Annotated in this window: 18 protein-coding genes; 8 read left to right on the forward strand and 10 right to left on the reverse strand. The window is 60.8% G+C overall.

The window, feature by feature from the left end:
- Positions 1 to 3: 3 nt before the first annotated feature.
- The 5 genes from DRB19_RS01985 to DRB19_RS02005 all read right to left on the reverse strand — a co-directional run bounded on the left by DRB19_RS01985 (position 4) and on the right by DRB19_RS02005 (position 5612).
- Complete coding sequence (locus DRB19_RS01985; protein WP_114184350.1) at positions 4 to 1410, reverse strand: TRAP transporter large permease; 1407 nt, start codon at positions 1408 to 1410, stop codon at positions 4 to 6.
- A complete protein-coding gene (locus DRB19_RS01990) occupies positions 1410 to 1994 on the reverse strand; it encodes a TRAP transporter small permease (protein WP_114184351.1) in 585 nt (194 codons plus the stop codon). The genes DRB19_RS01985 and DRB19_RS01990 overlap by 1 nt, the downstream gene beginning before the upstream one ends.
- A gap of 135 nt (positions 1995 to 2129) precedes the next feature.
- Entirely contained in the window at positions 2130 to 3116 is a 987-nt protein-coding gene (locus DRB19_RS01995; protein WP_174799909.1) for a sialic acid TRAP transporter substrate-binding protein SiaP, read from the reverse strand.
- Between the two features lie 373 nt (positions 3117 to 3489).
- Entirely contained in the window at positions 3490 to 4218 is a 729-nt protein-coding gene (gene hutC / locus DRB19_RS02000) for a histidine utilization repressor (RefSeq protein WP_114184353.1), read from the reverse strand.
- Positions 4219 to 4253: 35 nt separating this feature from the next.
- Positions 4254 to 5612, reverse strand: coding sequence for a formimidoylglutamate deiminase (locus DRB19_RS02005; RefSeq protein WP_114184354.1), 1359 nt, complete (start codon positions 5610 to 5612; stop codon positions 4254 to 4256).
- Between the two features lie 156 nt (positions 5613 to 5768).
- On the opposite strand from DRB19_RS02005, the gene hutI reads away from it, so the two are divergent.
- The 8 genes from hutI to DRB19_RS02045 all read left to right on the forward strand — a co-directional run bounded on the left by hutI (position 5769) and on the right by DRB19_RS02045 (position 14435).
- The gene (hutI, locus tag DRB19_RS02010) at positions 5769 to 6971 is read left to right on the forward strand and encodes an imidazolonepropionase (RefSeq protein ID WP_114184355.1); all 1203 of its coding nucleotides are present in this window, start codon (positions 5769 to 5771) and stop codon (positions 6969 to 6971) included.
- 11 nt (positions 6972 to 6982) lie between these two features.
- Positions 6983 to 8518 (forward strand): histidine ammonia-lyase, encoded by a 1536-nt coding sequence (hutH, locus tag DRB19_RS02015; RefSeq protein WP_210207435.1) that lies wholly within the window; start codon positions 6983 to 6985, stop codon positions 8516 to 8518.
- Positions 8515 to 9351, forward strand: a complete 837-nt coding sequence (hutG, locus tag DRB19_RS02020) for an N-formylglutamate deformylase (protein WP_114184357.1) — start codon at positions 8515 to 8517, stop codon at positions 9349 to 9351. Before hutH ends, hutG begins: the two co-directional genes overlap by 4 nt.
- Before the next feature lie 14 nt (positions 9352 to 9365).
- Positions 9366 to 11030: a urocanate hydratase gene (gene hutU, locus DRB19_RS02025; RefSeq protein WP_114184358.1), complete on the forward strand. Its 1665-nt coding sequence runs from the start codon at positions 9366 to 9368 to the stop codon at positions 11028 to 11030.
- A 12-nt stretch (positions 11031 to 11042) separates the two neighbouring features.
- Positions 11043 to 11645, forward strand: coding sequence for a HutD/Ves family protein (locus tag DRB19_RS02030; protein WP_114184359.1), 603 nt, complete (start codon positions 11043 to 11045; stop codon positions 11643 to 11645).
- Positions 11646 to 11814: 169 nt separating this feature from the next.
- The gene (locus DRB19_RS02035) at positions 11815 to 12756 is read left to right on the forward strand and encodes an ABC transporter substrate-binding protein (RefSeq protein ID WP_114184360.1); all 942 of its coding nucleotides are present in this window, start codon (positions 11815 to 11817) and stop codon (positions 12754 to 12756) included.
- 114 nt (positions 12757 to 12870) lie between these two features.
- Positions 12871 to 13647, forward strand: a complete 777-nt coding sequence (locus tag DRB19_RS02040) for an ABC transporter permease (protein WP_114184361.1) — start codon at positions 12871 to 12873, stop codon at positions 13645 to 13647.
- Positions 13644 to 14435, forward strand: coding sequence for an ABC transporter ATP-binding protein (locus DRB19_RS02045; protein ID WP_114184362.1), 792 nt, complete (start codon positions 13644 to 13646; stop codon positions 14433 to 14435). Before DRB19_RS02040 ends, DRB19_RS02045 begins: the two co-directional genes overlap by 4 nt.
- Before the next feature lie 17 nt (positions 14436 to 14452).
- Here the strand turns inward: DRB19_RS02045 and DRB19_RS02050 are convergent, their stop codons facing one another.
- The 5 genes from DRB19_RS02050 to DRB19_RS02070 all read right to left on the reverse strand — a co-directional run bounded on the left by DRB19_RS02050 (position 14453) and on the right by DRB19_RS02070 (position 17965).
- On the reverse strand, positions 14453 to 15874 hold the full coding sequence (locus DRB19_RS02050) for an APC family permease (protein WP_114184363.1): 1422 nt from the start codon (positions 15872 to 15874) through the stop codon (positions 14453 to 14455).
- A 367-nt stretch (positions 15875 to 16241) separates the two neighbouring features.
- Complete coding sequence (locus tag DRB19_RS30690; protein WP_210207432.1) at positions 16242 to 16421, reverse strand: hypothetical protein; 180 nt, start codon at positions 16419 to 16421, stop codon at positions 16242 to 16244.
- Positions 16422 to 16434: 13 nt separating this feature from the next.
- On the reverse strand, positions 16435 to 16641 hold the full coding sequence (locus tag DRB19_RS02060) for a hypothetical protein (protein ID WP_114184364.1): 207 nt from the start codon (positions 16639 to 16641) through the stop codon (positions 16435 to 16437).
- Positions 16642 to 16824: 183 nt separating this feature from the next.
- On the reverse strand, positions 16825 to 17601 hold the full coding sequence (locus DRB19_RS02065) for a VOC family protein (RefSeq protein ID WP_114184365.1): 777 nt from the start codon (positions 17599 to 17601) through the stop codon (positions 16825 to 16827).
- A 10-nt stretch (positions 17602 to 17611) separates the two neighbouring features.
- Positions 17612 to 17965: a DUF1428 domain-containing protein gene (locus tag DRB19_RS02070; RefSeq protein ID WP_114184366.1), complete on the reverse strand. Its 354-nt coding sequence runs from the start codon at positions 17963 to 17965 to the stop codon at positions 17612 to 17614.
- Positions 17966 to 18061 lie beyond the last annotated feature (96 nt).

Here is an 18061-nt window from a genome sequence, read left to right on the forward strand (position 1 = left end):
TGCTTACCGCCCGAGGCCCATCTGCCGCGGAAGCCAGAGCGTCAGCTCGGGAATGTACGTGATGGCGATAAGCGCCAGCACCAGAGGCACCAGCCACGGCAGGATCGCCATCGTGGTGCGCTCGACGGACAGCCTCGCGACTCGCGCCAGCACGAACAGCACCATACCGAGCGGCGGATGCAGCAGGCCGATCATCAGGTTCAAGGTCATGATAAGCCCGAAATGGATGGGATCAATGCCGAGCTTGAGCACGATGGGCAGCAGAATCGGCACGAGGATGGTGATGGCCGCGATGGTGTCAATGAAGCAGCCGACGAAGAGCATCAGCAGGTTGGCCAGCAGCAGGAAAACCCACTTGTTCTGCGTGAAGCCGAGGATGGCGTCAGAGAGGATCTGCGCCGCTTGGCTGACAGTCAGCAGCCAAGCGAAAATGGATGCGGCCGTGACGATGAACAGCACGGAGGCGGTAGTCTCGATCGTGTCGAAAGTAGCCTTTGCCAGGGATTTCAAGTTCATGGAACGGTAGCGCACGAGGCCCAGGAACAGGGACCAGAGCACGGCCGCCACGGCCGCTTCGGTGGGAGTGAAGAGGCCCATCGTCATGCCGCCGATCAGGATGACCGGGGCCATCAGCGCCATCACGGCGGAAAAGTCGAAGTACCAGTCGAGCGCCAGGAGGACGGCAAGCGCGATGCCGATGGCGACATTAGGAGAGAGCCCGGCACTAATCATTAGCCAGACCGCCACCGGAAAGGCGAGGACAATGGCGACCTCGATGCTGGCACTTCCGAGCTGACGCCACGAGAACGGCGTGTCCGAGCCCCAGCCGTTCTTGTAGGCGAAATAGGCAACTGTGACCATCATCATCAGCGTCATCACCACACCCGGGATGAGGCCTCCTAAGAAGAGCGCGCCGATGGAAACGTTTGCCATCATGCCGTAGATGACGAAGGGCAATGAGGGCGGGATGATCGGCCCAAGGGTCGCAGAAGCCGCTGTGACGCCAACGGAGAACTCGGTGGAATAGCCATGGTCCTTCATGGCCTTGATTTCGATTGTGCCAAGGCCTGCCGCATCCGCGATGGCGGTACCTGACATACCTGAGAAGATCACCGAACCGATGATGTTCACCTGGCCGAGCCCGCCCTTCATCCAGCCCACTAGTGCGACCGCGAAGGAATAGATGCGGCCGGTCACGCCGGCGATGTTCATGAGGTTGCCGGCCAGGATGAAGAATGGCACCGCGAGAAGCGGGAAGCTCTCCACGCCCGCTATCATGCGCTGGGCCACGATGACATCCGGCACCATGCCAGTGGCGAGGATGTAGAGCAGTGAGGCCACTGCCATGGAGATGGCGACAGGCAACCCGAGGATCATCAGGACGAGGAAGGAACCGATTAGAATGAGCATCAGGTTTCAGCCACTAAAGGAGCATCGAAGGCTTCGGGGCGTTCAAGCACGGAATAGCCGCGCCGCCAGTTGGCGACCGCGACCTGTATGGAGCGGAAGCACATCAGGATGAAGCCGATGAAAACGAAAGAGTAAGCGAGATTCTTCGGCAGAGTAATGGTGGTCATCTGCTCGTCCGCCACGATATCCATGAAGCGCCAGACTAGGACGGCTCCATAGGCGAAGAAGGCAATGCGGATCAAATCGATCACAGTGGCTAGGATGCGTCCCAGTTTGGGCGGAAGATAACGATAGAGAAAGTCGACCTGGATATGCCGGCTCATGCGCACGCACATGGCCGCACCGACAAACACCAGCGCGACATTGAGGTTGGTCGCGATCTCCTCAGTCCAAGCGAAGGAGTCGTTGAGCACGTAGCGCGTGAAGAACTGTACGAAGACCGCAAGGGTCATGCCCCAGAACAACGCGAGCGCCAGCCAATCCTCGAAAGCATAATCTGAGAGATCGACCGGCGCGTGTTCGCTCTCCTCGAAAGTATGCGCCAACTCCTCGGCGCTAATTTGAGTATGGACTTCGGTCGTCATCTCTTGGGATCCCCATCCTCAAAAACGGAGGTCTTTTCCAAGGGCGCCCGAGCCGAGGCAACAGGCGAAACGGCGTCCTCGGCTTTACCAGAACCGGAGGGAGGGGCCGCTGTGCAGCGGCCCCATACGGAAATCTTACATACCTTCCGACTTCAGCGCCTGAATCTTATCGTAGTCGGATTTACGATAGCCAAGAGACTCCACGGAAACGCTCTTCATCACCGTCTCCTTGAACTCGTCCTTGTTCACCTCTGTGATAGTCAGGCCTTTTTGCTTGAAGGTTTCCACCAGTTCTTTCTCTTTAGCCTGAATCTCGGCAGTGGCACGAATAGCCGCCTCCTGAGCAACAGTGCTAAATATTTTCTTGTCCTCGTCCGAGAGCTTGCTCCAGAGCTGCTTTGAGAGGATCGTCGCTAAATGATCGACGATGTGACCAGTGAGCACGATGTGTTTCTGAACCTCGAAGAACTTCTTGGCCTCGATCGTTGTCAGTGGGTTCTCCTGCGCGTCGACGGTGCCATTCTGTAATGCGAGATAAACCTCCGCGAAGGCGATTGGCGTGGTGTTGGCCCCGCAGGATCGCGGCATGGCTAAATAAGCCGGCGCATCCGGAACGCGGATCTTGAGGCCTTTCATCTCGGCACATGTTTTGAACGGCTTGTTCGTCGAGGTGTGGCGGATGCCGTAATAGGTGAGAGCCACCATGTTGTGACCGGTCTTCTCGGTATACCCTGCGCTGAGTTCCTTGAAGATGTCGCTTTTCGCAAATGCGATAAGATGAGATGCGTCCCGGAACACATAAGGATAGTAGCCGATCCCGACTGGCGGATAGCTGCGTGCGGCGAAGCTTGGGCCGGAGATGATCATATCGACGGTGCCAAGGGACAGGCCTTGGTTGATGTCACTTTCCTTGCCCAGCTGCGAGGCCGGATAGACATCGATCTGGTAGCGGTTGTTGGTGCGTTTCGCGATCTCCTGCGCAGCCCAGACGGACTGCGTATGGAAGGGCTCCGAGGTCTCATAGACATGGGCCCATTTAAGCTTGGTCTGAGCGCTGGCCGGGAGGGCCGGAAGCACCAAGGCAGCGGTGGCGACCAGTCCAAATGCAAGGCGGCGAGTTATAGATAGCATGCTGGCGTTCCTCTCCAGGCCTCCGGCTCTTCGTCCGGTCGGTTAGCATCCGCGAGCGACTCTGCCCACGTAAGAACTCTGACAGGCCAATCACATTGACCTACCTGTTCAGCTAACATGCTAGTGCGATGAGAATGATGCACAAGAGAGAAAATTACGATTTTCTTGCTCTTTTGGAACGAGGCCGCACAGGAAGATAACGGAACAGGCAAGTCGCTCAATGCGAGGCGCGATGGCGTTCCCTGATATCAGATTGGGCAAACTTAAGGACAAAGGGGCCTTTTGCATCAAGCTCGGCGCTTCGCTCTTTGAGGATTTCACCAGTGCATGCAGGTTTGGGCACAGCGGCCTAGGTGATGACCTGTTAGGGTGAATCTGCGCCCAGCGCCTGGGTAATTGGGGAAAAGCGCCCGACCAGATGATGCCTGTCGCCGGGATACACGATACGGGCCTCGGTGACGAAGGCGCCAGCCTGCCAAGTCCGCCGCTCCAGCACCAGGCAGGCGGCTCCTATCTCGACTTGGAGCTGTTTTGCGAGCGAATTGTCCGCATTGAGAGCCCGAACGATGTGCTCTGCATCGGTCCATGGCACACGTCTGAGCAGCCAAGTTCCTGGTGGGTCGTTCGTGAAATGCTCCTTGTTCGCTTCGGGAACCGACGCAAGGCTGATCAAGCGTTGCTCATAAGCCTCCGGCACTCCATCCATCAAGTGAACCGTTGTAACGTTTAACATCCTGGTTCCAGCGGGCAGCCCTGTCCGTTGTGCAGCAGCCGCATCGATAGGCTCAATCGCACGGCGCAATATCTTATACTGATAGACGCTGCCCGCGCGCGCCGCCTCCAAGGCAAAATCCTGGATCTCCAGCACGGCCCGTTCTGTGCTTGGCTCTGCCACGACAGACCCCGCTCGCCGCCGGCGCGTGATGAGGCCATTGGCGGCGAGAGTCGAAAGAACCTTATTGACGGTCATGCGCGAGCAAGCGTACTCGGCCATCAGCTCATGCTCGAACGGGATACGGTATCCCGGGGGCCATTCCCCCGACATGATGCGGGCCTCGATGTCGTCGCGAATGCGTTGATGTAAATGTTTCATGGCAGGTGATTACCCTTTCGCGGGCGCGTTCTAAGTCACGCCAGGATGCGGGCTAATGTGCCAGCATAGCGATCCCTTATCGCCTCGCGTCGATGATGCCGCCCGTTCATGACAACGGACTTGCCGGCCACAATCACCCTGTCTATGGCGGCTTTGGACGCAACGAACACATAAGCGTCAATCCACCGGTCCCCCGACACCGCCGAGAGATCCGGATGGCTTGCGTCGAGCACCACGAAATCTGCCCGATGATCGACCGCAATGCTCCCGATGCGCCTGCCGAGGGCGCGTTGGCCACCGGCCAAAGCCTTCTCGTACAAGCTGCGTCCTGTCGACTGCCCCTCGCGCTCCGCCAGGAGATTGCGTCCCCGAAGCTTCAAGCGTTGGCTATATTCGAGCTGCCTGAGCTCCGCCGCCGCATTGATCTCGATGTTGGAATCGGACCCCACGCCGAAACTGCCGGAGGCGGCGAGGAAATCGACCCCGTCGAAGATACCGTCGCCGAGATTGGCCTCAGTGATCGGGCAAACTCCCGCCACTGCGCCGCTCGCAGCGATGCGCCGGGTTTCGCGAGGACCAAGGTGCGTTGCATGAATAAGGCACCAGCGCTGGTCGATTGGAGCATGGTCGAGCAGCCATTCGACCGGGCGCTGACCCGACCAAGCAAGGCAATCCTCGACTTCCTTGATCTGCTCAGCCACATGAATATGGATCGGCCCGCCTTCTGACAGAGGCAGGATCTCGCCGAGGCTTTGCGGCGTGACCGCCCGCAGGCTATGCGGCGCGATGCCGACCACTGCGTCGTCAAGACCTGCAATGGCGTTGCGCGCTCCCTCAACGAGACGCCGATAATTAGCGGCATCGCTAATGAATCTCCGCTGCCCGTCTGCGGGCACCATGCCGCCAAAACCGCCATTTGCGTAGAACACGGGAAGCAGCGTGAGCCCCATACCGGTCTCTTGTGCCGCCGCCACGATACGCGTGGCGAGTTCGGCCGGATTGGCGTAAGGCCTGCCATCCCGGTCATGATGCAGGTAATGGAACTCGGCCAGGGCCGTGAACCCTCCTTCGAGCATCTCCATCATTGCGTAGGCCGCAATCGCCTCCACATCATCCGGTGTAAGCTGTCCGAGAAAGCGGTACATCACCTGACGCCACGTCCAGAAGCTGTCGCCTTCGGGCCCGCGTGTCTCGGCCAGGCCCGCCATGCCGCGCTGGAACGTGTGACTGTGCAGGTTCGGCAGCCCCGGCAAGGCGATTCCGGCAATGTGTTCACAGTCGACTGGGTCAGCGCCCGCCTGCACGGAGCGGATCATGCCGCCATCGATGTCGATGGCTACGTCCTTCGCCCAGCCGCACGGCAGGAGGGCATAATCGAAAAGAAGCCTGCGCATTCCTATGACCCCATGAGCACGAAGACGAAGTGTCGTCCGACGGTCGAAATATTCCCAGCGAATGCCCGACCACCAAAATCCAAACGAATATGTCTAGACAATAACGGCTCGCGACGCTTATGTATAGACATAAACAAGGGCCACCGGAGCAGGACTATGCTGTTTGATCGGGTCTGGTTTCATGCACGTCTCGCAACGCTTGTCGGGGACAGCCTTGGGGTCGTGGAAGATGGCGCAGTCGCAGCCAAGGACGGCCGGATCGCTTATGCGGGACCGGCGAGAGACCTGCCAACCGGGTGGGATGCCACCGAGCGGATCGACTGCGACGGGCGGTGGATCACCCCCGGCCTCGTGGATTGCCACACCCATCTAGTGTTCGGCGGCGACAGGGCGCATGAGTTCGAATTGCGCCTGAAGGGGGCAAGCTACGAGGAAATCGCCCGCGCGGGCGGAGGCATCGTGTCTACGGTGAAGGCGACCCGCGCCGCGAGCGAAGACGATCTCGTAGCAACCGCCCTGCCCCGTCTGGATCACCTGATCGCCGAAGGCTGCACAACAGTTGAAGTGAAATCTGGCTACGGGCTCGATCTCGACACCGAGGCGCGTGTGCTCCGCGCCGCGCGCCGCCTGGGCGAAGAACGACCCGTATCCATCGCCACTACGTTTCTCGGCGCGCACGCGCTGCCGCCGGAGGCTGACGGCGACAAGGATGCCTACATCGCCAAAGTCTGTGCGGACATGTTGCCTATCCTCGCCCGTGAGGGTCTTGCCGATGCCGTCGATGCGTTCTGCGAGGGCATCGCATTTTCACCGGAACAGACCGCCCGCGTGTTCGACACCGCCAAGGCGCTTGGCCTAGCGGTCAAGCTTCATGCGGACCAACTCTCCAATCTCCATGGGGCGAAGCTCGCCGCCGAGTTCGGAGCCCTTTCGGCAGATCACCTCGAATATACCGATGACGAGGGCGCAGCCGCCATGGCGAAGGCCGGCACCGTCGCCGTATTGCTGCCGGGTGCATTCTATACCTTGCGCGAAACGAAAATGCCCCCGGTCGCAGCCTTTCGCCAGCATGGCGTGCGTATGGCGCTCGCAACCGACTGCAACCCGGGCACCTCGCCGCTGACCTCGCTTCTGCTTGCCATGAACATGGGCGCGACCCTGTTTCGAATGAACGTCGAGGAGTGCCTTGCCGGCGTGACGCGTGAAGCGGCTCGAGCCCTGGGACGGCTTGACGAAATCGGCACGCTTGAGCCCGGCAAGTCCTGCGACCTAGCCATCTGGAACATCGAACGCCCAGCCGAGCTCGTCTACCGCCTCGGCTTCAACCCGCTTCATAAGCGTATCTGGAGAGGACAGTGACCGAAACCGTGATGCTCATTCCTGGCTCCGTCACGCTGGCCGATTGGCGGCGTGTTTATTTCGGGGCCGACATCGTTCTCGACGAGAAATGCAGGCCCGGAATCGAGGCAGGAGCCGAGACAATCGAGGCTATCGTCACGAAAGGGGACCCAGTCTACGGCGTCAACACAGGCTTTGGGAAGCTCGCCAGCGTGCGCATCGGCCAAGCGGACCTTGCAACGCTTCAACGAAATCTCGTTCTTTCGCACGCGGCAGGCGTGGGAGAGCCGCTGCCTGCCGCAGTCGTGCGCCTTGTGATGGGCCTCAAGCTCGCCAGCCTCGCGCAGGGCGCATCCGGCGTACGCTGGTCCACGGTCGAGCATCTGTCTGCGTGCCTTGCAGCCGGCATCGCGCCGGTCATTCCCGGCCAGGGCTCGGTCGGCGCGTCGGGCGATCTGGCCCCGCTGGCGCATCTGTCGGCGGCTCTTATGGGGGTCGGAGAATTCTTCGTGGACGGGATGCGCGTGGAGGCCGAGGATGCCCTTGCAAGGATCGGCCTCTCACCCCTTGTTCTTGGTCCGAAGGAAGGCTTGGCGCTTCTGAACGGAACGCAGGTATCGACCGCGCTGGCGCTCGCTGGACTGTTCGAAGCGGAGCGGGTGTTTCAGGCCGCACTTGTGACGGGCGCTCTGGCGACCGATGCCGCCAAGGGGTCGGACGGACCGTTCGACGAGCGTATTCAAAAGCTGCGCCGGCATCTTGGACAGATCGAGGTGGCGGCCGCTTTGCGCAGCCTGATGCAGGGCAGCGCCATCCGCGCCTCTCACCTCACAAATGACGAGCGCGTGCAGGACCCTTACTGCCTGCGCTGCCAGCCGCAGGTCATGGGCGCGGTGCTCGACCTGCTGCGCCAGGCGGGCGACACGCTTGGCGCGGAAGCGAACGGCGTCTCCGACAATCCGCTCGTGTTCTCCGATACCGGCGAGGTGATCTCGGGCGGCAATTTCCATGCGGAGCCGGTAGCCTTTGCGGCCGACATGATCGCCATGGCGCTGTGCGAGATCGGCTCGCTCGCGGAGCGACGCATCGCCATGCTGGTCGACCCTGTCCTCTCGGGCCTGCCCGCTTTCCTCACGCCGAAGCCGGGGCTCAACTCGGGCTTCATGATCCCGCAGGTGACGGCCGCCGCTCTTGTGTCCGAAAACAAGCAGCGCGCCTATCCGGCAAGCGTCGATTCGATCCCGACATCGGCCAACCAGGAAGACCATGTGTCCATGGCCACCCATGGGGCAAGGCGGCTTCTGCCCATGGCGGCCAACGCTGCGAACGTGATCGGGATCGAGCTCCTTGCCGCCGCGCAGGGCTGTGACTTCCATGCACCCATGACATCGAGCGAGGCCCTTGAACGCGCGCGGGCCACATTGAGAGCACGCGTCCCGCATCTGAACGACGACCGTTACATGGCCCCGGACATGGAGCAGGCGGCTGAGTTGGTAAGGTCGGGTGCTCTGGCAGCTGCGACCGGTAACTCTATGCTCCCGCTAGTGGCGGCGGAGCCCGGGCGATGAGCGACTTGACGCAACCGGCATGGCTGGAAATTACGCGTGGAAATGCGCCCCTCATTGTCAGCCTGCCTCATACCGGGACGGACATTCCGACGGAATATGAAAGCGGCCTCGTTTCACCCTGGCTCTCCCGCAAGGACGCCGATTGGTGGATCGAGCGTCTGTACGATTTCGCCGGCGATCTCAGGGCGACTATCGTCCGGACGGCGATTTCCCGGACGGTCATCGACGTCAACCGCGATCCGTCGGGCGTATCACTCTATCCGGGTCAGGCGACGACGGAGCTGTGCCCGACAACCACGTTCGACGGCGAGCCCCTCTATAGGCCTGGAAAGGAGCCGAGCAGTGAGGCTATCACGGAGCGCCGCGCCCGCTTCTTCGACCCATACCACTCTGCACTGAATGCCGAGATTGAACGGCTTCGCACTCGGCACCCCGCCGTCGTGGTCTACGACTGCCACTCGATTCGATCGGTGATCCCGCGCCTGTTTGACGGAGCGCTGCCGAACTTCAACCTAGGCACCAATGGCGGCGTGACTTGCGCTCAAGCGCTCGGCAGCGAGATCGAGCGCCTGTGTGCGGAGAGCGGCTTCAGCCATGTGACGAACGGGCGCTTCAAGGGTGGATACATCACGCGCAGCCTCGGCAAGCCCGATGCGGGAGTTCATGCGGTCCAGATGGAGCTCGCCTGCCGGGGCTACATGAGGGAGCCGATGGGACCCGTGATGGAAGGACAATGGCCGAGCGCCTTCGATGGATCCTACGCCGCACCCATGCGCGCCGTCCTCGTTCGAATTCTCGAAGCTTGCCTGAATTTTGCCAAGACCGAAGCCTGACAAAGGATTTTCCCATGCACCGCATTGACAATGCCCGCGTGATCCGCGCCACACACGGCACCGAACTCTCCGCGAAAAGTTGGTTGACCGAAGCGCCGCTTCGCATGCTGATGAACAACCTGGATCCCGACGTAGCGGAGAAGCCCGGCGAACTCGTGGTATATGGCGGCATTGGCCGCGCGGCGCGGGACTGGGAAAGCTTCGACCGGATCACAGCGGCCCTGAAAAACCTCGAGGACGACGAGACGCTCCTGATCCAATCGGGCAAGCCGGTCGGCGTCTTTCGCACGCACGCGGACGCGCCCCGCGTCCTCATCGCCAATTCGAACATCGTCCCGCACTGGGCCACCTGGGACAAGTTCCACGAGCTCGATCGCAAGGGGCTGATGATGTACGGCCAGATGACGGCAGGCTCTTGGATCTATATCGGCACGCAAGGCATCGTGCAGGGCACCTACGAGACTTTCGTGGAAGTGGGCCGCCAGCACTACAATGGTGATCTCTCAGGCCGCTGGATCTTGACGGCGGGGCTGGGCGGCATGGGCGGCGCGCAGCCCCTGGCCGCCACCATGGCGGGAGCCTCGTGCCTGGCCGTCGAATGCCAGCCGAGCCGCATCGAGATGCGTCTGCGGACCGGGTATCTCGACCGCGCCGTCGCCAACCTCGACGAGGCGCTGTCGATCATCGAACAATCCTGCCGCGACAGAAAGCCGATCTCAGTCGGCCTCCTCGGCAATGCGGCCGAAATCTTCCCGGAGATCTACCGGCGCGGCATTCGTCCCGACGCGGTGACGGACCAGACATCGGCGCACGATCCCATCAACGGCTACCTGCCGAAGGGATGGACGCTCACTGAGTGGGAAGCCAAGCGCGAGGCAAACCCGAAAGCCGTGGAGCACGCCGCCAAGCAATCTATGGCGACGCATGTGCGCGCCATGCTGGATTTTTACGAAGCCGGCGTGCCGACCCTCGATTACGGCAACAACATCCGCCAGATGGCCAAGGAGGAAGGCGTGGACAATGCGTTCGACTTCCCGGGCTTCGTGCCAGCCTATATCCGGCCCCTCTTCTGCCGCGGCATCGGCCCGTTCCGCTGGGCGGCCCTCTCGGGCGATCCGGAGGACATCTACAGGACCGACGCCAAGGTGAAGGAGCTCTTGCCGGACAACAAGCACCTGCACAACTGGCTCGACATGGCGCGTGAGCGCATCCGCTTCCAGGGCCTGCCGGCCCGCATCTGCTGGGTCGGCCTCGGGGATCGACATCGTCTGGGCCTCGCCTTCAATGAGATGGTGGCCAAGGGCGAATTGAAGGCTCCCGTCGTGATTGGGCGCGACCATCTCGATTCAGGCTCGGTCGCGAGCCCCAACCGGGAAACGGAAGCCATGAAGGACGGATCGGACGCAGTCTCCGACTGGCCACTTCTCAACGCGCTTCTCAACTGCGCCTCGGGTGCGACCTGGGTTTCGCTACACCATGGCGGCGGCGTCGGGATCGGCTTTTCGCAGCATTCCGGCATGGTGATTGTTTGCGACGGGACGCCTGAAGCCGCAAGTCGCATCGAGCGGGTTCTCTGGAATGATCCGGCGACCGGCGTCATGCGCCACGCCGATGCGGGCTACGATATCGCCGTCGACTGCGCGCGGGAGCACAGCCTCAACCTGCCGAGTCTTGGGTGAGGACAAAGCGTTATGGCCACCCGTCTCATTCGCGCTTCGGATCTCGTCCGCGTTCCGTGGAAAAATGGCGGCGGCACGACCGCAGAGATTGCCGCGTTCCCTGAAGGATCAGGCTTCGAGACATTCGGATGGCGGATCAGTATGGCCGATGTGACATCCGACGGCCCCTTCTCGGTCTTTCCTGGGACTGACCGCACACTGGTCGTCCTGGAAGGCCATGGCGTCGAACTTGATGTCGAAGGCGTTCCTTTCCGGCTGGACAGGACAGCCCCCAGGCTCTCGTTCGCGGGCGACGATATGACGACCGGCCGGCTCCTCTCGGGGCCGATCCGCGACCTCAACGTGATGACGCGGCGCGGGCAATTCACGCATCGCACGCGCATCATGGACTCCGGCGTGGCATTGCTGTCCGAGGACACCTGTGCGGCCTTCATCGTGGCGATCGATGCTGCGTTCGACGTGACCGTGGAGGACAAGATCCATTCGCTCCAGGCTCTCGATACCCTGTACCTCGAATCTACGCAGGACATGATCCAGATCGCCGGAACCGGCCGGGCGCTCCTGATCGAGATCGCGCCTGTAGTTTCGGCATCCGAGGATGCTCCTGCCCGGTGATGCGCAAACATGCGGCACATCGACATGTCTATACATTTGACTTCGAGGCGTGGGCATGATGGCATTCGCGCACTGGCCTGCAAAGGTGGACAAAGCAACAGACGACAATCCTTCCAGAGGGACATCGTCGGATCACCGGCAAGGCGACCGGAAAAACATGGAGGCTACAATGAAGGCGTTGTTGGGTGGTATTGCGCTGTTGGCCCTGTCGGCAGGCACGGCCGCCGCACAGGACACCAAAGTCACGATCGGAATTTCGGGCTGGACAGGCTTTGCGCCCCTGACGCTCGCGAAGGAGGCCGGGATCTTCCAGAAGAACGGTCTCGGCGTCACGATCAAGAAGGTCCCGCAGGCCAGCCGTCACCTGGCCATACAGTCCGGCGACATTCAATGCGCCGCCACCACGGTGGAAACCTGGGTCGTGTGGAACGCGAATGGCGTGCCCACGAAGCAGATCTTCCAGCTCGACAAGAGCTATGGGGCGGACGGCATGGTGGTGCGCAACGACGTAGCGGCGATCAAGGATATCAAGGGCAAGACGGTGGCAGCCTCAGCCCCCGGCACCTCGCCCTATTTCGCCTTGGCCTGGATGCTGAAAAAGAACGGCCTGTCCGTCAAGGACGTGACCGTCGTCAACATGGAGCCCGGCCCGGCCGCACAGGCCTTCATCGCCGGCCAGAACGATGTGGCCATGACTTATGAGCCATACCTGTCGTCCGTACGCGCCGCGCCTCAATCAGGCAAGATCATCGCCACCACCCTCGACTACCCGATGGTGATGGACACGTTCGGCTGCACACCGAAATTTCTGACCGACAACCCGAAGGCTGCCAAAGCCCTTGCGGACAGCTATTTCCAGGCCCTCGACATGATCAACAAAGATCAGACCAAGGCTTACGAGATCATGGGCGCAGACGTGAAGCAGACGGGCGAGGCGTTCGGCAAATCCGCCCAGTTCCTGCGCTGGCAGGACCGGGAGGCGAACAAGAAGTTCTTCGAGGGCGAGTTCAAGACCTTCTCCAGCGAGGCCGCCGACCTGCTCCTGGAAATCGGCGTCATCAAGCAGAAGCCCGACATCAACGCCTTGGCGGATACGAGCTTCATTCAATAATCGTCGCAAGTCGTCGGCGATGGTCCGCACTTTCGCGGACCATCGCCCAAACGCTCATTTTCAATGTCATCCGGGTGGACGCAGATCGGCCTTCGATGACAGAACAGATCCTTCATGCCCCGTCCCCTTGAACCCGTCAGCCAAGGCGCGCGCGTCGCGCTCGGCATCTCGTTCTTCGTCATCTTCCTGGTAGCCTGGGCGGCCGCGACCCTGGGCGGCTTCGTCTCGCGGACCTTCCTGGCCGATCCGATCACCATGATGCAGGATGGATGGCTGTTGCTCACCAGGTTCGGCTTCATGGCCGATATCGGCATCACCATATGGCGCGTCGTCGGCGGCTTCATTCTGGCGGCCGTCATCGCAGTTCCAATTGGCGTTCTCATGGGAGCCTACAAGCCGTTCGAGGCCTTTCTCGAGCCCTTCATCTCCTTTGCGCGCTATCTGCCGGCGTCCGCCTTCGTGCCGCTTCTCATCTTGTGGGCGGGCATCGGCGAGATGCAGAAGCTTCTCGTCATTTTCATCGGCTCGTTCTTTCAAATCATCCTGATGGTGGCGGTCGCCGTGGGCAACACGCGCCGGGATCTCGTCGAGGCGGCCTATACCCTCGGTTCCACCGACCAGGGTGTCGTCAAGCGCGTCCTGCTCCCGGCCAATGCGCCTGAGATCGCCGAGATCCTGAGGCTCGTTCTAGGCTGGGCCTGGACCTACGTAATCGTCGCGGAACTGATCGGCTCCTCATCCGGCATCGGGCATATGATCATCGACAGCCAGGCGCTCATGGCCACGGGCCAGATGATCTTTGGCATCATCGTGATCGGCGTCATCGGGTTGATCTCAGACTTTCTGTTCAAGGCCCTCAATCGGGCACTGTTTTCCTGGCGGCTCGCATGACAAACACGGTCCTTGATATCGAGAATGTCTCGCGGGTGTTTCCGGGCGTCCGCGGCGCTGCTCCCGTGCGGGCGCTTGAGCCGACGAGCCTCACAGTGGCTCAGAACGACTTCATCACGGTCCTGGGCCCATCGGGCTGCGGAAAATCCACGCTCCTTCGCATCGTGGCCGGGCTAGACTATCCCAGCAGCGGACGCGTCCTTCTTGAGGGTCGCGAGATCAAAGGCCCTGGAGCCGATCGGGGCATGGTCTTCCAGTCCTATACGCTGTTTCCGTGGCTCACCATTGCGGAGAACATTGCCTACGGGTTGAGGGAAAAGGGTGTGCCGAAGGCACAGCGCCGGGACATCGTGGCCTCCTATATCGAGAAGGTCGGGCTTCGTGGCTTCGAGAACCACTATCCCAAGCAGCTCTCGGGCGGCATGCAGCAGCGAACGGCCATAGCCCGGGCGCTGGCGAACGATCCCGCGATCCTGCTCCTCGACGAGCCCTTCGGAGCGCTGGACAACCAGACCCGCGCGCTGATGCAGGAATTGCTCCTCGGCATCTGGGAGCGTGAGCAGAAGACCGTCCTCTTCGTCACGCATGACATCGAGGAAGCGATCTTCCTGGCCTCTCGGGTGATTGTCATGACGGCGCGCCCTGGCCGCATCAAGGCCGACATTCCGGTGGATCTTCCGCATCCGCGGCATTACACTATGAAAACGAGCCCGGAGTTCTCAAGTCTCAAGGCGCAGCTTACGGAAGAGATCCGTTTGGAGGCTCTGCAGGCTGATGGGATGCATTGAGGAGCAGCACTGAGCGATCAGTTGACTGGACCAGAGTGGCCAATTGGCGGCAGATTATCTCCAGACGGATTCAGTCCCTGCGAACGCATCACCACCACCGTGACAGCCCATAGCACGACCCCGATCCCAAGCAGGATGCCGGCGATCAGATACTGTTCCGCAGCGCGGCCGGTCCATGGCCCGACTAGGAACGCGCAGCAGATAGCCCCGAGAACGGGCAAGACCGTCGGACTCTTGAAATGCTCGTGATCGACCTTGTTCTTCCGGAGGACCAGAACTGCAACATTCACAATGGTAAAGACGCCAAGCAGGAGAAGCGCGGTAGTGCCGCCAAGCGCCGGAACGGCCCCGACGAAGCTGATAAGGCCGAATGCCAAAAGCGACGTGAAGGCGATCGCAATATAGGGGGTTCGCCTGCTTCGATGAACCCTTCCAAGGATCGGCGGAAGCACGCCCTCGCGGCTCATGCCATAGACGAGCCGGCTTGCCATTAGCATGTTGATCAATGCCGAATTGGCCACGGCGAACATTGTGATGATGCCGAAGATGCCAAGCGGGAAGCCGGGCGCGCCGGCAGAAACCACTTTGAGAAGAGGCGTTTCGCCTTCACCGAGTTCTGCTGCTGGCACTAACGTGATCGCCGAGATCGAGACAAGAACGTAAATGAGTCCCGTGACAAGGAGGCCGGTGAGGAGCACCTTCGGGAAGATCTTGGAGGGGTTCTTGCACTCCTCGGCCATGTTGACGGAATCCTCAAAACCCACCATGGCGAAGAAGGCGAGCGTCGTGGCCGCGATGACGGACCAGAACATGCCTCGATCTCCCGCTGGCTCGAAGGTTAGAACACGGGAAACGTCACCCTGCCCTGCACCGATTGCCCAAAGGCCGATCACAATGATGATGAGGAGGCCGGTGAGTTCGATGCAGGTCAGCACCACATTCGCTTTCACGCTCTCGCCAACGCCGCGGAAATTGACGATGGCAACCAAGACCATAAAGGCCAGGCCGAGAAGTGTGATGCTGGTTCCCTCAAGCCCGAGGCCGAATCCGGTCGAAAAATTCGCCGCGAAGGCTCGGGAGGCCGTCGATGCCGAGGTGATCCCCGAACACATCACCGCGAAAGCCACCAGGAAGGTGACGAAATGGATGCCGAAGGCTTTGTGAGTGTATAAAGCAGCTCCCGCCGCCTTGGGGTACTTGGTGACCAGCTCGAGGTAGCTGAAGGCGGTAATGAGCGCGACCACGAAGGCCACGACGAAAGGCAGCCAAACGACACCGCCAACCTGCTTTGCAACCTGACCGGTTAAAGCGTAAATGCCTGTGCCCAGAATGTCGCCGACGATGAAGAGCAACAGAAGCCCTGGTCCCATCACACGGTGAAGACTGGGCTCGAGTTCCGCCTTGCCGGTCGCGCCGCTGCCTGTTGCTAGATCGCTCATAGGGACCATCCCTTCCAACACGAGGATCAATGGCCAAGGCTGCCAAACCGTTCCAAAAAATTGCTATCTTGTTTCATGGATTGGGCCCGAGCCAAATGCTAAACCTGTTCGGTCGATCAACGACCGGGAATTGGGATCCGTCCCTGTTCTTGGAGTGCTCCGTCCGGAGCCGTTTTCACAACAACGATCTCTCCTGAATCGAGGTTGGAGCCGGTCAGGGCCTGAATATTCGCACCATGCGTCACGACAAGCAGTGTTTCAGGTCCTTTCCAGCCCGCGATCAAGGCCCTTGCGCCTGCCGTTAGTGCGCCCCGCTGGTCGGCCAAAACAAACGCGTTGGCGAATGTCGGAGCGATCTCGACGGAGCCTAGATCCAGAAGCCGGACGGGTCACCGGCGCCTCCGGGCGCCTCGGCATGTCGCATAAGGGCAATTTGCCCGCCTTGGCGCAGGGCAATCCATGCCGCAGCCTCGTCAGCAAGCGCCGGGACAGGTGTGGCAGCCCATCCGACGAAGAGCAAAACACAGCACAGGGAGATTCGGCACATGTGTCATCAATCCTCAGAGATTAGACCCCTTGCGCGACTTCTCCTGCTGGACGAGTTCCTGCAGGAGTTGATGAGCGAGGGCCTCATGGGCGACCCTTGGGTTAATCTCTGCGGATTTCCTGCCGTAATTCGTGGTGACGGTCAGCATCTTTCGATCAACGGTGAAAGTCCCCGAATAGGTTCTTCCCTCGATCTTGATATGAACGGCATGCCCGGACATGGGAGTACGTCTCCTTCAAAAAGAGTTCGCCCCCTGCCACGATCATAGCTGCTCGGCTGCCGGGAAACTACACCCAATAAGGCGCGCGAAGAGGACGGCATCCATGATGTGCTCCTTTAGGCGACTGCTGATCGATTGGCTGCTGAGAGGAACGGCCGAATCCCTTTGACCATAGGGTCATCTCTATCGCTTGCGGGGGCCGACGAGACCGAACAGGGCACTCTGCGGATCACTGCCAACGATGATGAAGCTGCCGCCGGGCACCTCGGCGGGGCCATAGTGGATCACGCCGCCTTTCTGCGTAACGGCCCGTGCGGCAACGTCGATATCCTCTACGCCAAAGTAGAAATTCCAGGCGGGCGGCGGCCCGTCTGCAACCCGATTCATCATCGCGCCGATCATCTCGCCGTGGTGATTGATGAACTGATAATCGCCCATTTCGCCCATCGGCATGGCGTCACCCTTTTCCCATCCGAAGAGGCGGGTGTAGAAGGCAAGCGCTGCCGTTTGGTCGGTGGTTTGAAGCTCATTCCACTGACAGTGCCCTGCCTTCATCGGTGTGAAGGAGGTGCTTGTTCCCTCCATCGCGCCGCGCATCACGTAAAACAAAACGCCTTGCGGATCCGACACCATGGCAAGACGTCCGACGTTCGGGATGTCGGTTGGCGGCAAATGCTGTTCACCGCCCGCCTCGGCGATCGCAGTTGCGGCGGAATCCACATCGTCCACACCGACATAGCCCAGCCAACCCGGGCGCATGCCCGTGCCCTTTGCACCCGGAGGGATCGGCAGGAGACCAGCCACATCTACGCCGCCGATGCTGAAGATCCTGTAGTCGCGATCGGACCCCTCCGCCGAACGGGCCCGCCACCCGATGACGTCGCTGTAGAAGTCGCTGGCAGCATCGGCCTCCGTCGTCCAGAGCTCGTACCAGATGAAATCGCCGTGGTTGTTGGCCATGCCGCACCCCTCAGACGTCGAGGAGCGGCGCGAAGCCGCCGAAGATCATCCGCTTGCCGTCGAAGGGCATCTGTTCGCCCATCGTCTTCATGCGCGGATCTGTCATGATCTTCTCATTTGCGGCGTCCCGAGCTTCTTTGGACGGATATTCGATCCAGCTGAACACCACGATTTCGTCGTCCTTCGCCTTTACGGCGCCCCGGAAATCCGTGAGCTTTCCGTCCGGAACATCGTCGCCCCAGCATTCGACCACACGGCTCGCCCCGAACTCCTTGAACAAAGGAGCAGCCTCGGCGGCATGCTGGCGGTAGATCTCCTTGTTGGCAGCAGGCACGGCTGCCACGAAACCTTCTACGTATTTCATTGAGCGTCTCCCTTGGCTCGCTGGACAGTGACTGGCCCAAGCGGCCCTGCCCTGATTGAGTGCGAGTCTTGACATTAGTGTTGATATCAACATAAT

Origin of the sequence: Microvirga aerophila (genome assembly GCF_003332305.1) — a bacterium.
GTDB classification, from domain to species: Bacteria; Pseudomonadota; Alphaproteobacteria; order Rhizobiales; family Beijerinckiaceae; genus Microvirga; species Microvirga aerophila.

Bases quoted from the DNA above. Each gene is read 5' to 3' on its own strand.
- DRB19_RS01985 (WP_114184350.1), bottom strand. From the start codon at position 1,410: ATGCTCATTCTAATCGGTTCCTTCCTCGTCCTGATGATCCTCGGGTTG.
- DRB19_RS01990 (WP_114184351.1), bottom strand. From the start codon at position 1,994: ATGACGACCGAAGTCCATACTCAAATTAGCGCCGAGGAGTTGGCGCAT.
- hutC (WP_114184353.1), bottom strand. From the start codon at position 4,218: ATGAAACATTTACATCAACGCATTCGCGACGACATCGAGGCCCGCATC.
- DRB19_RS02005 (WP_114184354.1), bottom strand. From the start codon at position 5,612: ATGCGCAGGCTTCTTTTCGATTATGCCCTCCTGCCGTGCGGCTGGGCG.
- hutI (WP_114184355.1), top strand. From the start codon at position 5,769: ATGCTGTTTGATCGGGTCTGGTTTCATGCACGTCTCGCAACGCTTGTC.
- hutH (WP_210207435.1), top strand. From the start codon at position 6,983: ATGCTCATTCCTGGCTCCGTCACGCTGGCCGATTGGCGGCGTGTTTAT.
- hutG (WP_114184357.1), top strand. From the start codon at position 8,515: ATGAGCGACTTGACGCAACCGGCATGGCTGGAAATTACGCGTGGAAAT.
- hutU (WP_114184358.1), top strand. From the start codon at position 9,366: ATGCACCGCATTGACAATGCCCGCGTGATCCGCGCCACACACGGCACC.
- DRB19_RS02030 (WP_114184359.1), top strand. From the start codon at position 11,043: ATGGCCACCCGTCTCATTCGCGCTTCGGATCTCGTCCGCGTTCCGTGG.
- DRB19_RS02035 (WP_114184360.1), top strand. From the start codon at position 11,815: ATGAAGGCGTTGTTGGGTGGTATTGCGCTGTTGGCCCTGTCGGCAGGC.
- DRB19_RS02040 (WP_114184361.1), top strand. From the start codon at position 12,871: ATGCCCCGTCCCCTTGAACCCGTCAGCCAAGGCGCGCGCGTCGCGCTC.
- DRB19_RS02045 (WP_114184362.1), top strand. From the start codon at position 13,644: ATGACAAACACGGTCCTTGATATCGAGAATGTCTCGCGGGTGTTTCCG.
- DRB19_RS02050 (WP_114184363.1), bottom strand. From the start codon at position 15,874: ATGAGCGATCTAGCAACAGGCAGCGGCGCGACCGGCAAGGCGGAACTC.
- DRB19_RS30690 (WP_210207432.1), bottom strand. From the start codon at position 16,421: ATGTGCCGAATCTCCCTGTGCTGTGTTTTGCTCTTCGTCGGATGGGCT.
- DRB19_RS02060 (WP_114184364.1), bottom strand. From the start codon at position 16,641: ATGTCCGGGCATGCCGTTCATATCAAGATCGAGGGAAGAACCTATTCG.
- DRB19_RS02065 (WP_114184365.1), bottom strand. From the start codon at position 17,601: ATGGCCAACAACCACGGCGATTTCATCTGGTACGAGCTCTGGACGACG.
- DRB19_RS02070 (WP_114184366.1), bottom strand. From the start codon at position 17,965: ATGAAATACGTAGAAGGTTTCGTGGCAGCCGTGCCTGCTGCCAACAAG.